At 44.2% G+C, this 14,009-nt stretch carries 14 protein-coding genes; 5 read left to right on the top strand and 9 right to left on the bottom strand.

From position 1 onward, the window contains the following. Positions 1-162: 162 nt before the first annotated feature. Positions 163-753, bottom strand: a complete 591-nt coding sequence (locus AC0VYA_RS21840; protein ID WP_475489661.1) for a tRNA-uridine aminocarboxypropyltransferase — start codon at positions 751-753, stop codon at positions 163-165. 378 nt (positions 754-1,131) lie between these two features. Here AC0VYA_RS21840 and AC0VYA_RS21835 point away from each other — a divergent pair, with 378 nt between their 5' ends. Next, positions 1,132-1,476: an MGMT family protein gene (locus AC0VYA_RS21835; protein WP_475489660.1), complete on the top strand. Its 345-nt coding sequence runs from the start codon at positions 1,132-1,134 to the stop codon at positions 1,474-1,476. Between the two features lie 27 nt (positions 1,477-1,503). On the opposite strand, the gene AC0VYA_RS21830 is transcribed toward AC0VYA_RS21835, so the two are convergent. The 5 genes from AC0VYA_RS21830 to AC0VYA_RS21810 all read right to left on the bottom strand — a co-directional run bounded on the left by AC0VYA_RS21830 (position 1,504) and on the right by AC0VYA_RS21810 (position 8,736). After that, entirely contained in the window at positions 1,504-2,214 is a 711-nt protein-coding gene (locus AC0VYA_RS21830) for a DUF6445 family protein (protein ID WP_475489659.1), read from the bottom strand. Positions 2,215-2,244: 30 nt separating this feature from the next. Next, a complete protein-coding gene (locus tag AC0VYA_RS21825; RefSeq protein WP_475491109.1) occupies positions 2,245-3,723 on the bottom strand; it encodes a tryptophan halogenase family protein in 1,479 nt (492 codons plus the stop codon). A gap of 26 nt (positions 3,724-3,749) precedes the next feature. Next, positions 3,750-4,781: a cupin-like domain-containing protein gene (locus tag AC0VYA_RS21820; protein ID WP_475489658.1), complete on the bottom strand. Its 1,032-nt coding sequence runs from the start codon at positions 4,779-4,781 to the stop codon at positions 3,750-3,752. Positions 4,782-4,796: 15 nt separating this feature from the next. Further along, the gene (locus AC0VYA_RS21815; protein ID WP_475489657.1) at positions 4,797-5,531 is read right to left on the bottom strand and encodes a SapC family protein; all 735 of its coding nucleotides are present in this window, start codon (positions 5,529-5,531) and stop codon (positions 4,797-4,799) included. 163 nt (positions 5,532-5,694) lie between these two features. After that, positions 5,695-8,736 carry a TonB-dependent receptor gene (locus AC0VYA_RS21810; protein WP_475489656.1) on the bottom strand — a complete coding sequence of 1,014 codons (3,042 nt, stop codon included), beginning with the start codon at positions 8,734-8,736 and terminating at the stop codon, positions 5,695-5,697. A 366-nt stretch (positions 8,737-9,102) separates the two neighbouring features. Between AC0VYA_RS21810 and AC0VYA_RS21805 the strand changes: the two genes are divergently transcribed. Beyond that, positions 9,103-10,269: an HD domain-containing phosphohydrolase gene (locus AC0VYA_RS21805; RefSeq protein WP_473477156.1), complete on the top strand. Its 1,167-nt coding sequence runs from the start codon at positions 9,103-9,105 to the stop codon at positions 10,267-10,269. On the opposite strand, the gene AC0VYA_RS21800 is transcribed toward AC0VYA_RS21805, so the two are convergent. From AC0VYA_RS21800 to AC0VYA_RS21790, 3 genes are all read right to left on the bottom strand, one after another. Further along, positions 10,266-10,448, bottom strand: coding sequence for a hypothetical protein (locus AC0VYA_RS21800; RefSeq protein ID WP_041714157.1), 183 nt, complete (start codon positions 10,446-10,448; stop codon positions 10,266-10,268). The genes AC0VYA_RS21805 and AC0VYA_RS21800 overlap by 4 nt on opposite strands. A 466-nt stretch (positions 10,449-10,914) precedes the next feature. Beyond that, on the bottom strand, positions 10,915-11,205 hold the full coding sequence (locus AC0VYA_RS21795; protein WP_475489655.1) for a type 2 periplasmic-binding domain-containing protein: 291 nt from the start codon (positions 11,203-11,205) through the stop codon (positions 10,915-10,917). A gap of 95 nt (positions 11,206-11,300) precedes the next feature. Then, positions 11,301-12,164: a YicC/YloC family endoribonuclease gene (locus AC0VYA_RS21790; protein WP_475489654.1), complete on the bottom strand. Its 864-nt coding sequence runs from the start codon at positions 12,162-12,164 to the stop codon at positions 11,301-11,303. Positions 12,165-12,343: 179 nt separating this feature from the next. On the opposite strand from AC0VYA_RS21790, the gene rph reads away from it, so the two are divergent. The 3 genes from rph to tusA are packed head-to-tail and all read left to right on the top strand — an operon-like array spanning position 12,344 to position 14,002. Next, positions 12,344-13,057: a ribonuclease PH gene (gene rph, locus AC0VYA_RS21785; protein ID WP_006994938.1), complete on the top strand. Its 714-nt coding sequence runs from the start codon at positions 12,344-12,346 to the stop codon at positions 13,055-13,057. A 38-nt stretch (positions 13,058-13,095) separates the two neighbouring features. Continuing rightward, complete coding sequence (pyrE, locus tag AC0VYA_RS21780; protein WP_475489653.1) at positions 13,096-13,749, top strand: orotate phosphoribosyltransferase; 654 nt, start codon at positions 13,096-13,098, stop codon at positions 13,747-13,749. After that, positions 13,739-14,002 (top strand): sulfurtransferase TusA, encoded by a 264-nt coding sequence (tusA, locus tag AC0VYA_RS21775; protein ID WP_473477144.1) that lies wholly within the window; start codon positions 13,739-13,741, stop codon positions 14,000-14,002. The genes pyrE and tusA overlap by 11 nt, the downstream gene beginning before the upstream one ends. The last annotated feature ends 7 nt before the right edge of the window (positions 14,003-14,009 follow it).

Here is a 14,009-nt window from a genome sequence, read left to right as displayed (position 1 = left end):
CAACATCCAGTGATCTAAACCGAAGTATGTCGCTGATCTACGACTACAGTAAAGTATGCACGACAATCACATTATACGGTTAGCGTTTTTACCAATTTGCTCGTATTTCCTGATGATATGACCAAAAAATAGGCACTTGTTACATTGATTCAAATCACCCTATTAGGTTTCGTGCTTCGAGGTATGGCGGGCAAAAACGCGATTTTGCATTTCACCAAATGTAGTTACCAACTCACTTGTATCTATCTCTTGGGTTAACGTAAGCGCATGAGCTAAGGCTTCTAACGTTGATAAACCGCCTTCAATGGATGTTTTACGAATGACGTATTGACTTGCAGGGGGCTTAGCAAAATGCCACGACGAATATTGCTTTAACCACGGATTTAGCTGCCATATCTTGTATGCCTTACGCCATGTGGCATCAATTAAGATCAGCGTGTCAATTGATGTCCGTTGCTTTTTAGTCAGCGATTCCAACGCTACGCTGTCGTCATTAGGGTACACAACGGCTACCTTGCCTCCACGCGTTTTGATACCTCGTTGAAGGTGTGAAAAGTCTTCGGCAGATTCTCCTAACCAGATTTCACTCTCGGGGATACAAAGCTTGACTAACTTTGCACTATTTTTAGCATGCTGTGCCTCACTGGGATGCTGCAGGATGATAATTCGCTGTGAACTAATAACCTCGCATAATAAATCGCAGATACATACGGACAGAGGGTAATCACAACGACGACAAATGGCTCTTTTCACTCTTAAAATCCTATACAACGCAATGCTTCGCGAAGCTAAATGGGGTAACGCGTAATATAACGCAGTAGAATATTAGTCTGTTCAATACCATTTTACGTTACTAAGTGATTACTCAGCGATAATGTAAAAGGGCGTAAACACGGCGCATGACTGAATGAATAGTTGCTCTCTTTCGAACTCATGCAACGCAGTGTGAGCCTTTTTAAAACTCGCCTAAAAGGAATGTCCCAGCGGCTTTTGCTTTGCGTTCTCACTATTTGAAAGGGAACAACCATTACGACGCCTTAATAAAAACCACTGGACGGATTCTGAGGGGGTACTTAATAATGCGGATTGGTATAATGTCTTACCCACGCTCGCTTTTAGGTAAATAATGCCATGTCACACAATCCCCATTATAAACAAATTTGGCAAACAGTTTGTGCTATTCCCGCCGGTAAAGTCGCTAGCTATGGGCAGATTGCTGATCTTGCTGGTTTACCAGGCCGTGCACGCCTAGTGGGTAAATCTCTGGGTTACGTTCCCTCTAATATGAACGTGCCTTGGTATCGCGTGTTACGTTCCTCGGGCCAACTGGCTTTTCCTAAAGGGTCAGAGCAAGCCATGAAACAGACAGGATTACTACAAGACGAGAATGTGGCGGTGTTAAGAAACAGGGTTAAATTAGCCAGTTTTCAGTGGCAGCCCACATTAGAAGAGATGCTTTGGAAGCTTCAGAAATAAAGTTTATAAATGCATAGTATGCACTTACTAACGGAATTTAATAAACATATTTGCAGTAAGGCGGCCTGACATCGGGTCAGCGTCAATGTCCTTATTATTGATAAGTGCGCTGTGTAAGATATTTCCGGGGTAAAGCAGCAGCCTATTTTGCTTATAAGGTATCTTATGAATACAAGTATAAGCGTGATGGGCCGTTGTGCAGTATTCTCGCGTGTCGGACGAGGCCAAAATTCCGTTCACTTCTGTTCCATAGGCTTGTTCATTGCTCTTGGTGACTCGTTCAATACCACTGCGATTATGGCGGTAGAAACCGGTTCCACCATGCTCGGTTGAATTCAAATAGTGTACAACGGCCAAGGAGTTTGGATCGTTAGTATCGAAATGAGGCAGTGTTTGTTGGGGCAACAATTGGTTAGGTTGTTTCGTGACTAATGAAAAGTAGTTGTCTACCGGGGCGGGGGTTAATTCAGGGGCGATGTCAAAAATATTATACAGCCCTTTCATCAAAGGTTTTAGGCTAGCGAGTACATATTCCTTCGGTAACTTACTACGAACACCTGGATAGTAAGTGGCTTCATCGGGGATAAAATGTGCAGTGTGCTGAGCGAGACCCAGCACACTGGTGAGAGAGTCAAAGTAATCATCTATGATCAACACAGGTGTTCTTTGACGTCCTATCCTGATCACTTGGATCTGATGATCTGGGTTTATCCGCGGTTGTTCTGCGGTGGATTTCATAATCGGCCCTCCCATATTCATTGCCCTCTTTTACTGACAGTAGTAACGGATAAAATCTAAATGATTAGGCAATTGACTAACGCGTCGCTCAGTTTGCTGTTTTATGCTGGCTAAGAATTTAGCCAGCTCTTGTTCTGGCATTAAATCCGCTATGGGGTGATATGCTTTTGGTGTTATACCCTGTCCTAGCATCACTTGTAACCAAGAAGCTTCTCCGAATAGTTCACCATTACCTTGATACACGTGGCCGCTTTGGGCAAATTGTTCCATTCGAGCCTGCAGTGAGTCAGGTATTGGCATATCTTTACAATAGCGCCAAAACGCTGAGTCTTTACGTGCGGTCGCATGGTAGTGCAGAACAATGAAATCACGAATATTATCGATTTCTTCGCGCATGGATGCATTAAATCGAGCGCTGAGCGCTGCTTCCATTTTCTTGGTGGGTAAAGACTGCATTAAACGTATAATGCTTTGTTGTATAAGATGGATGCTGGTGGACTCGAGCGGCTCAATAAAGCCACCAGCCAGACCAATCGCAACACAATTCTTATTCCACAGTTTACGCCTTACACCCGTCTTAAATTTCAGTACTCTTGGGGTATTTAACGTTTCACCCTGAATATTCGATAACAATTGTGTTTTGGCCTCATCGTCGCTGATATATTTGCTACAAAACACCATGCCGTTACCCATACGAGTTTGCAGCGGTATTTGCCACTGCCAACCTGCTTGATGGGCAATCGAGCGCGTATATGGAACCGTTTCGTCGTTCAATTCAGTTTGAACAGCGACGGCACTATCGCAAGGTAACCAATGGCTCCAGTCTTCGTAACCTGTGTTCAGTGCTTGTTCAATCAGTAAACCCCTAAAGCCGGTGCAATCGATAAATAGGTCACCCTGGATTTGATGTCCATTATCTAAGGTAAGTGACTGAATAAAGCCATTGTCGTGGTCAAGATTAACGTTGTCGATTTTGCCTTCAATTCGCTCTACCCCGCATTGCTGAGCGATATTGTGTAAAAATTTGGCATACAAGCCGGCATCAAGATGAAAAGCATGATTACGCTCTTGTTTCGGTGCCGTTGCGAACTTCCCCATTCTGCAGGCTACATGCTCTGGGCAGTAGTCACCTATCTCAGATGCGATGTTTAACCTCTTTCCTCGCAACCAAAAATGTTGAAAACCAGCCGCCCAGCAGCCATGGTTGAATCGACCAAAAGAATGAATATAGGATTGCGGCTTTTGGTACCAATCATCGAATTTTATTCCCAACTTAAATGTTGCATTGGTGGCAGCCATAAACTCTGATTCTTTAATTTTCAGCAGGTCGTGAAACAAGTGCAAAGTCGGTATGGTTGCCTCACCGACGCCCACTGTGGGGATAGCGTCTGACTCAACGAGTGTTACGTCTATATTTTTACCAAATAGTTTGCCAAGCGCTGCCGCTGACATCCAGCCGGCTGTACCTCCGCCAGCAATAACGATTTTTTTTATCGCGTCCTGTTGCATCATTTTTACTCGATTTGTTAACGTTATTATCGTCTGAGTTTATTTTGTAGATCAGCGCGCAGTTTTCTAATGTTTGTGTCATCCATTGGGCTCGCCAGTATGCTTTTGGCTGCCTCTGGGATATGCGAAAAATCCTCTGGATGGTGCTTAAAGACATAATGGTCAAACTGGTTTTTCCACGCACTTCGCTGCTGTTCAGGTAAGTCACGTATACTCATCATGGCTAATAACAAGGCATTCATAGGTCTACCCATTTGTGCTGGCGTGTCGCGCCACCAATGGGTAATAAGCACATTAAACTCGCTTAAGCCTTGCACATGGTGCCACCACATACTGGGGAGGATAAGTGCGTCTCCTGCTTCTAATTCAGCCGTTTGAGCCGCTTCTAACGCCTGTGCGAATTTCGGATACTTCACCAAGTCGGGCTGATTAAAATCCACAGTGCTAATTGCTTGACCACCTGGGGCCTTGTCTAACGGACCAACGTATAGATTTTCTAATTGCTCAGGAGGAAACAAGGTAAAGCGTCGTTTACCAACCACGCAGCATGCTAGGTTTTGGGCAACGTCATAATGCGCGGCTATACGACACGCATTACCCAACCAAATATTCACTAGTGGGGAGTTGAGCTCAGGTAAGGTGTCTATTTGCTCGAGTAAACCAGGCAAACTTTGCTCAAGGCTGGTGGCGCTAACATACACGCACTGCCCTGTTTTATTGTGAGCGTTGTGCAGAATATCTGTCAGTATTTGTGGCAAGCCTTGTTGGCTTGATTCAAAGTTAAACCCTGTCATTGCAGCATTATAGAACACTCGCCCTTGGGCGGTGCTCGGCAAATAATGAGTATGAAAAGAGGCACCTTTATCGAACTGTAAAAGGTGTTGTGCCGCCGCGTCATCAGAACGTTTAGCGGCTTTTACCAATGGCCAGTGGTTGCAATAACCTTTTAGCACAATGGGTTGTTGGCTGTTGAGCAAAGCTTCAGGGATATTCTTAGGCGTTATCCCCTCAAGATGTTTGACCTTTTGAGTAATCTGCTTCACGTTGGATAAAGGCACGTCAGTGTTCTCCGATTATTCCTCTTGTGCGACCCGCTTGTTTTTCAAGGCCACTAAATCATTGAAATGCACTTGCGAGGCTAAAATCAGATAAGCAGCTTGCAAATACCCAGCTTTATGTAACTGCACTATGTTGTCTGAACTAAGGGAATTGAGTGCGTCTTCATTAATGGTATAGAAACCCACTAATTGATGATTAGCGCCATTATCTAAGGTGATATCAAGTGTCATGGGCTCCAATAAATTGAGGCTTGTTAGCGCATTTACAAAGTTGTCATTGCCTTGCAGGCCATGATGCAAGGTTTCAAGTATGGCGGCTATGTCTTCTAAGTATTGACTATTTCCACCGTATTCTAAAAACAACTCGATACCCTGCGTTTTACTAACGCGTGGAGAATCAATATCTAAGGTAATCACACGTTGCTGCTCAGTTACGCCATCGGTCGTCACATCTTGTCTACCAATGAAGAAAGGCATGCGTTGAACAGACAAGGGGATGTAGGTTGCACACCATTTTGAGGATTCTAAAAATAGATTTTCTTGCTGCTCAAAACCAAAAAGAGCGACCGGTGTGAACTGGCCACGGCTTTGGTCTTTGTGAAATACGATAGGGTAATGCGCTTGTACACTGCGTATCTCGTCAACAAAGGTGGGCGAAAACCAAAGATTATCACCATATTTCTCGCTCCGGGTGGTGATAATTTTTAGGTCGCTGTGTTCAACGCTGTTGAGTAATACATGGTTTGCCATAAAAGCCCCACTTTTTAATTGTAATTGCTGACATGTTTTTGCGCCTCGTAATGACCTGGTTCGAGTCATTGGCGAAAAAGCCGCGGCACTCATGACAGTTCGCGGCTAAAATTATTTAACTATAAGACGGCTTCCGATTCGCAGAGTGCGAACATCCTGAAAGTTAAAACGTGTATCGAGCGCCAATGTTATATCGGGCACCAGTTTGTGTGAGTTTGTAGATCAATTGGCTGTCCCGACCAAACTCATTGGTATATTCATCGGTGATGTTAATACCTTCTAAAAATACGGTCAGTCCCTTTAGCTGTTTTATTTCGTAACTTACGTTAAAGTCAATTTGATAATAAGTATCGGTAAATATAGGCGCTGTTAAATCCCCATTGACACGTCGCTCATTCAAAAACTCGTCGCGCCAGTTGTATGCAATGCGCGCTTGTAAACCCTCTTTGTCATAGAATAAAACTAAGTTGGCTGTATCGCTCAAACCCACTAAGGATTCGGTATCACCTAACGACGATTTATCATATTTTAAACCTGAATCCACCATAGTGTAGTTAGCGATACCGCCAAAGCCAGATTCACCAAACAGGTGCTGAACGTTAAATTCAATGCCATCAATGGTATGTTCTGTGTCGCCATTGACAGGAACATTAATTCTAAAGTTGACTGTGTTATCGGTGGCTGGATCACCCAAAATAATACCGCCGTCTAGTTCGCCATTTTCGTCAAAATTAGGGGTAACGTTAGGGTCATCAGCATAATTTTCGAAAATATACGTCCGAATCTGTTGGTTACTCGCTCCGGCGCCTAAGGCGGCAACAGCGGCGTCAAATTTTTCACCATTCAATGGGTTAGCAAGATTGAACACAGTTGAGTTGGTTGTACCAGTGGTAATCCATTTGGTCACATCTTTTCTGAAATAGCCTAAAGAAACATAGCTTCCTTCATCGTAATACCACTCAGCAGAAAGATCATAGTTTATAGACTCTAAAGGTCGAAGCCCCGGATTACCTGAGGTACCAGAATATCCACTTAAACTGCCTGAGGTATTGATAGTCGTACCCCCTTGCAGTGCGCCGTAACCGGCTCTTGATATGGTTTTCCCCACAGCGGCGCGCATTATGACATCATCTGTAACTGAGATATTGAAGTTGAAACTTGGCAAAAACTGCGAGTAATCTGCTTCTTGGCTCAAGGTTTCAATGCCTGTTAGTCCTGTGACCGCAGTCGAAGTATCTTCTGACCATTCAACGCGGTTATAACCCGGTGCCGAAGCGGTTGAGGTAACATCGGTTTTTTCGAAGCGCATGCCTAAGTGAGCATCGTATGGCATGTCCCCTAATTCGCCGTCATAGTGCAATTGAAAAAATGCTGCTGTGGTTTCTTCTTCCGTAAAGCGGTTGGTGTCGGCATCCCAATCGGTTGAAGCACAAAAATGTCCTTCTCCATTAGGGCCAGCAGATGCGCCCTCAGGTGCTAAACAATCACCCCATACGGTGTCTACGTTGGCAACCGGATCAGCAAACTCTGCAGCTCTGACAATTTCATCAAAATCTGCATACCAAATGCGGTTGAATAAGTCATAGTCGCCTTGGGTTGCTGTTCCTTCAAAATTTCCAGCGTTGGCGTTGAATTTGTCTAATATTGTGTCTTCCGTCCAGTCAACGTCAGCGAAATCCCCTTCTTCACCTACACCGCCCCAATCTGCTCTTTGCACTTGGGTATGGCGGTAGCGATTATTGACGGTGTTGATTGATACACCGAAGTCGATACTGGCCTCGTCAGTTAAAAAGTACTTACCGCTGACTTGGGTTTGGTCTATCTCTGAGGTGTAAAAATCATTGGCAAACCAACTGCCCGATAAACGCATGGTGTTGGGATTAAAGTTTTCTATGTTACCTGTAGCAATCCCTGGTAACTCTCCTGTCAAGTCTAGTCCGGTTCGGGTTCGCGTGTAAGAGGGGAGTTGCAAGTTGTTACGTGTGCCATGACGCGGATCGGACGCTCTCATTTCAGCTTCTGAACTGTGGTGATCTAGTGTGAGTTGCAAGGCATCACTGACCTGCCAGTCTAGATTCAGTCCGATAGAGTCGATGCTTTCCTCTCGGCCCCAAGCGCCAACAGTTAATGAGGTATCTTGCAAATCAGCTTCGCTGTTGATTTCGTATATTTCAGAGTAAATCAAAGGTACAGCATTAGGTTCACCAGCCCATACGGATTCACTTCGATCCCCAGCATAGTTAAACCAAACAGACGCATCTGTATGTTGCTCTTCAATATCATTGCGAATAAGTGTGTAATCTAACGTGGCAGTAAGGTTATCGGTTGGTCTAAATTGTAAAACTAGCTGCCCATTCGTGCGTTCTCGTTGACGCTCTTCGAAGACATATCTTGGTTGTTGAGGATTAGAATAAATGCCGGATGTTGGGCGGTTTATGCCACCTTCAGCGCCTGCAGGAACACCACCCCAGCCGGTATTCGTATATTCACTCGCGCGATAACCTTGGTCTGCTAAAAACTGCTGCATGCCGCTTTCGCGTTCTTGATAACTACCAGATATTGAAATACCAACGGTTTCATCAGCAAACGTTTGCGAGTACAAACCGCTGATCTCGGGTGTGACATCACCCTTGTCTGTAGATTTATCGTCCACTAATTTAGCGCCAAACGTTGCTTTTGTGCCGGGAGAATGGAATGGTCTGTGAGTGGATAAGTTGATTGTTGCGCCTATCCCACCTGAGGTAACGCTGGCATCAGCGGTTTTATAAACCTCAACGCCTGATACACTTTCAGACGCTATATTTGCAAAGTCGAACGTTCTACTACCCGTTGTGGTCGGTAGTTGACGGCCATTTAAGGTAATTAAGTTGTTGGCGGCGCCAAAGCCACGAACCGTCACTTGTGACCCTTCACCACTTGCGCGGTCAATAGAGACGCCCGTAATACGTTGTAATGATTCAGCTAAGTTAGAATCAGGGAATTTGCCCATGTCCTCTGCTGAAATTGCGTCCACTATGCCACTAGAATCACGCTTAATGTCCATTGCGCGTAATAAGCTGCCACGAATACCTGTCACCTGTATCACTTCTACATCTTCTGGTGCTATTTGCCCTTGCGCAACCGAAGGCATTATCGCTGCACTACTTAGCAACATTGAAATACTGCTGGTCAGCAATGACTTTTTGAAATTTATATGTGTGTTCATAACGTGTACCTTGTGAGCCCTATTATTATCATCAAAAGAGTCGCGTTCCTTGGTGTTCCAAACAGCCTTACACAAACAACAAGATGTAAACGCTGGATTACGTTAAAGTCATGTTAACTATATGTCAATCTGCAGTATTTAACTTATCATTAACAAAAATTGTTATTAATTTGTTTTTTTTCGTGAATGGTCGCTTTGCAATGTAATTGTAAGATTTTTACGCAAACTAAAACCCAAACATGAATAAAATATCAGCAAATACTCCACCGATTAAACGCCGGAATTGCCACTGGATTTGCGCTAATTTGTAAAATCGTTTATTTTTCTCTCAACCTGCGTTTTTCACCCAATTGGAATCTATTTTTAGTGCTAAAAACTATCCCGGTGAGCGATTTAGAAGTCGGCATGTATGTAGACTCAATTGCAGAGCAAAATGGCAACCTGAAAATCAAAAGCAGAGGACGGGTGACGACAAATACGGCGATCACTGCCATGAAGAAGCAGGGTATTGTTTCGATTGTCATTGATTTGAGTAAGCAGCTGGTAAAGGAGGAAGAGCCCGCCCCTGATGTGGAACCACCTTCAGAGCCAGATATTCCGTTTGCTGACGAAATAGGTAAGGCGGCAAAACTTCACGAGAAAGGTAAAATTCTGCAACGGCGAATGTTACAGGCGGCTGACAAGGGCTTGCCTATAGATATAGCCATTCCAAAAGAGTTTACCTCTAATCTGGTGTCTTCTATTGACCGTAATCCAAATGCACTTTTGTGCATGACTAAAATTCGTGAAAAAGACAGTTACCTGCTTGAGCATTCCTTAAACGTCGCTATCTTGCTAGCCAACTTTGCCAATTACTTAGAAATGCCAGAAGAAGAAGTACAAGAACTCGCATTATCAGGTTTTCTGCATGATATAGGAAAAATCAAAGTCCCCGATGAGATCCTACATAAGCCGGGTCGTTTGACTGACCAAGAAATGGTGATTATGCGTGATCACGTATATTACGGTATCCGAGTGTTAGAAGAGATGGGTATACCAGAGCGTATGATTGAAACTATTTCACAACACCATGAGCGACTCGATGGTTATGGTTACCCAGATGGTGCTCGGGGAGATGAAATAACCAAATTTGGTCGTATGATAGCCATAGTGGATACCTACGATGCCATCACCGCAGATCGTTGCTATAAGGCGGGAATGCCTTCGCAAAAAGCACTGAAAATACTCCATGAAGAAACACCGTTAAAGTATGATCAACACTTAGTCGAGCAGTTCATAAAATGTATTGGTGTGTATCCAGTGGGAAGTTTAGTGAAACTTTCTAGCGAGAAAATAGCTGTTGTGATTAAGCAAAATGAGAATAACCCCCTTAAACCACAGGTGAAGGTTTTTTATTCAGTGCGCAGCGCTCACTATTTGCCACCCGTGGAGATTGACTTACTTCACTCTCAGTATCGCGTTGAAAAGGCGGTGCTGGCCAGTGAATTTAAATTAGACTTCAATCGTTACTTCAACGAATCTATCGCCATTTAGCTACTACGGGCGTCCTGCAGAATCACTTTAACCTGATCGGTTGTGACATCTGAAGGGCATACGCCTTTACTCACAAGTACATTGCGAATTTGCTCTGCATCGTTAGCGGCTAATACATTGCTATTTCGTTGGATATAACGAGTAAGCTGCTGCTGTAATTTTCGTGTTAAACAAGACATCTGCGCATTTAAACCAGTTAGTTATCTATCAGTTAAAATAGGTATGCCATGTTAGGGCATACTCAGTACTACATCTCTTCTTAATAAAAAGCATATAGCAAGCCACATAATTAAAAATGATAAAAATCAAGGTGTTAATTTCAGCATTCAAGGTTTTTTACAGTTACTGTTAAATTTTTCGACACTCATATCCATGGTATTCGCCATGTATTTGACCCTTCTGAAATGGCTAAATAGTGATATTGAGATGAAATAGCGGCTAACTCGAATGCTCGGCATACTAGGGGACTCGCCCATGTAATTAAACCTCAGCGATAGTGGAAATGCTGCTTATATATGCAGTTAGGTTGTAAAGCACATGAAGTGCGATTGTCAGAAGTTTAAGAGCTTCTGTGTTTCACATGAAACACAGGAGCGGGCATGTATTCGAGAAGTAAGAAAATGAGTAACACAATTATTTTTCATATTATGGCGGCGACATTAACCTTTGTATGTCAGATTTACGCTCAGCTAGCAAGGTCACGAAGCTAGACACGGTTGGATTCATGGGAGAGTGCTTAAACTGAGCAACGAATGGAATAGGTACGCTAATTTCATTGATTTTAACGAAAGCACAACTATTGCTAACCAATCGTTTGATGCAATAGGGTGCCACGCCTATACCGAGACCTGCACCCACTTCAACCAGCAAGGTTTGCATTGAACGTGGCTGGCTAGAGATCGCAGGCGTCACGCCGGCCGCTTCAAATGCATTCAATGTTTGCCCGTATATACCAACAGCGCAATGCGGGGAATGCCGCTGAAGCAATAATCTAAGCGCTGTTCAGCTTGAATAAATTTATGGGTATGTGTTTACTCTATATTCGCTATCTGCTCGCGCATTTGTTCAATCAACACTTTTAGTTCCACTGCGGATTGGGTGATGTCGCTATTGATTGACTTAGAGCCTAGTGTATTTGACTCACGGTTGAACTCTTGCATCATAAAATCTAACCGACGACCTACAGGGCCGCCTTTTTTTAAAATTTTACGGGTTTCACCAATATGTGATACTAAGCGGTCTAGCTCTTCCGCTACGTCGACTTTTTGCGCCAGCATGATCATCTCTTGCTCTACGCGGGTGGCATCAAGTTCAATCTTAGCCTCTTCAAAGCGGGCAAGAATCTTGTCTTTTTGCCACTTGAGCACATCAGGCATGTGCTGGGTCACTTTATCGACTTCCACTTGAATGCCATCAAGACGCTGTTCGATCATCGCTCTAAGGTTGGTACCTTCGGTGGCGCGGGCCGTAATAAAATCACTTAACGTGGCGTCGAATTCAACTAAGACATCGGCTTGAATCCCTTCCATATCAGTTTCTTCTGCGGCGATAACACCAGGCCAGCGCAGTACGTCTAATGGGTTTACACCTGATGATTGACCATGAGATTGCACCCAGTCAGCTGCGTTCATCACTTGGCGAGCTAAATCTTCATTCAAACTTAATTTACCGACCGCTGCATCGTTTGCTACAAAACGTAACGCACATTCTACTTTTCCGCGCTGTAATTGTTTACGAAAACGTTCACGCAATATGGGCTCTAGGCTTTTGAATTGCTCTGGAAGACGAAAGTAGGTTTCAAGAAAACGTTGGTTAACAGAGCGGATTTCCCATACGGCTGTACCCCACTGTGCTTTAAGTTCGCGACGGGCAAATGCGGTCATGCTGTAAATCATTAGGTTCATTCCTTGGTGAAAACTAATGGGTATTATACCCCTGTGACACCCATGCGCGATAGCTAACATTTTTTCAAACGTTTTCAGTGGCAGAATAAGTGCAACATTGGCCATATTTTTGTAAGAACCCGCGGCATCAATTCGGTATAATGCGCGCAAATTATTTATAGGAGTTATCCATGCGCCCGAACGACAGAACCGCAAGCCAAATTCGCCCAGTTACTATTACCCGTAATTTCACTTGTCATGCAGAAGGTTCTGTATTGATTGAGTTCGGCAACACGAAAGTATTGTGCAACGCCTCTGTGACTGAAGGTGTGCCCCGTTTCATGAAAGGCCAAGGTAAAGGCTGGGTGAATGCTGAGTACAGTATGTTGCCACGTGCGACCCATACTCGTTCAGATCGTGAAGCGGCTCGTGGTAAACAAGGTGGTAGGACATTGGAAATTCAGCGGTTAATCGCTCGTTCGTTACGTGCCGCGCTTGATTTAAAACTGCTTGGCGAAAACACCATAGTTGTAGATTGTGATGTCATTCAGGCTGATGGCGGTACACGCACTGCATCCATCACTGGCGCGTGTGTGGCACTTGTTGATGCGCTTACATGGATGCGCAGCAAAGGGATCATCAAAACCAACCCTATGAAGCACATGATCGCGGCGATTTCTGTGGGTATATACAAGGGCAATGCGATTGCTGACTTGGAATACACAGAGGACTCAGAAGCAGAAACCGATATGAATGTGGTGATGACCGATACGGGTAAAATGATCGAAGTACAAGGTACTGCTGAAGGCGAACCTTTTAGTATTGAAGAAATGCATGAAATGCTAGAGCTGGCAAAACACGGTATCCGTGAATTGTTTGACGAGCAAAAAGCTGCACTTAACTAAGAATTGGCCAATCAACATCTCAATACATAGGTAGATTAATGCTAGATTATCAAAAAGAGTTTATTGAATTTGCCTTGGGCCGTGGTGTGCTCAAATTTGGTGAATTCACTTTGAAGTCTGGGCGTAAAAGCCCGTACTTTTTCAATGCAGGTTTGTTTAATACAGGCCGTGATTTGGCTAAATTAGGCCAGTACTATGCTCAGGCACTGCAAGCGTCGAATATTGAATACGATTTGTTATTCGGCCCTGCTTATAAAGGGATCCCCATTGCAACAACAACCGCTGTAGCATTAGCTGACAAGCACGATGTTGATAAGCCTTACTGCTTCAACAGAAAAGAAGCCAAAACCCACGGTGAAGGTGGAAATTTAGTGGGGAGCGCGTTAGCTGGCAAAGTGATGTTAGTGGACGACGTGATTACAGCGGGCACGGCTATACGTGAATCGATGGCGTTAATCGCTGCCCATGATGCGAGTCTAGCGGGTGTGTTGATTGCACTTGATCGCCAAGAGAAAGGCCAAGGTGAGTTGTCTGCCATTCAAGAAGTTGAGCGAGATTTTGCTACGAAAGTGGTGTCTATTGTTAGTCTGGCTGATCTAATCGAGTACTTACAAACCCAAGCTTCAGCGCAACCTGAGTTGGCTGAGCATTTGGCAAATATCAAGCAATACCGTGTTGATTATGGGATCTGAAGTGACATCCGATAATTTTGGGGATGCTAATCACCAGCTTGATGCTATTGGTTTACGTTGCCCCGAGCCTGTGATGATGGTGCGGTTAAGTATACGTAATATGCAACTTGGGGAGACGTTGGCAATCAGTGCCGACGATCACTCTACTACCCGCGACATCCCTAGCTTTTGTCGCTTTATGGGGCATACTTTACTTGCCAGTGACGTGGACACAAAGCCCTATCGTTACTTGATCCGCAAAGACCAAAGTTAGTACTTAC

It is taken from the genome of Paraglaciecola sp. QJM3NY_14 (assembly GCF_056173245.1).
Note: the sequence above shows the minus strand (reverse complement) of the source record. Positions and strands in the feature narration are given on the sequence as shown.

What these genes read in the sequence shown, in the direction of transcription:
- AC0VYA_RS21815 (WP_475489657.1), bottom strand. Translation starts at nt 5,531, where the DNA reads ATGGCAAACCATGTATTACTCAACAGCGTTGAACACAGCGACCTAAAA.
- AC0VYA_RS21790 (WP_475489654.1), bottom strand. Translation starts at nt 12,164, where the DNA reads ATGATTTACAGCATGACCGCATTTGCCCGTCGCGAACTTAAAGCACAG.
- rph (WP_006994938.1), top strand. Translation starts at nt 12,344, where the DNA reads ATGCGCCCGAACGACAGAACCGCAAGCCAAATTCGCCCAGTTACTATT.
- AC0VYA_RS21835 (WP_475489660.1), top strand. Translation starts at nt 1,132, where the DNA reads ATGTCACACAATCCCCATTATAAACAAATTTGGCAAACAGTTTGTGCT.
- pyrE (WP_475489653.1), top strand. Translation starts at nt 13,096, where the DNA reads ATGCTAGATTATCAAAAAGAGTTTATTGAATTTGCCTTGGGCCGTGGT.
- AC0VYA_RS21810 (WP_475489656.1), bottom strand. Translation starts at nt 8,736, where the DNA reads ATGAACACACATATAAATTTCAAAAAGTCATTGCTGACCAGCAGTATT.
- AC0VYA_RS21830 (WP_475489659.1), bottom strand. Translation starts at nt 2,214, where the DNA reads ATGAAATCCACCGCAGAACAACCGCGGATAAACCCAGATCATCAGATC.
- AC0VYA_RS21825 (WP_475491109.1), bottom strand. Translation starts at nt 3,723, where the DNA reads ATGCAACAGGACGCGATAAAAAAAATCGTTATTGCTGGCGGAGGTACA.
- AC0VYA_RS21800 (WP_041714157.1), bottom strand. Translation starts at nt 10,448, where the DNA reads ATGTCTTGTTTAACACGAAAATTACAGCAGCAGCTTACTCGTTATATC.
- tusA (WP_473477144.1), top strand. Translation starts at nt 13,739, where the DNA reads ATGGGATCTGAAGTGACATCCGATAATTTTGGGGATGCTAATCACCAG.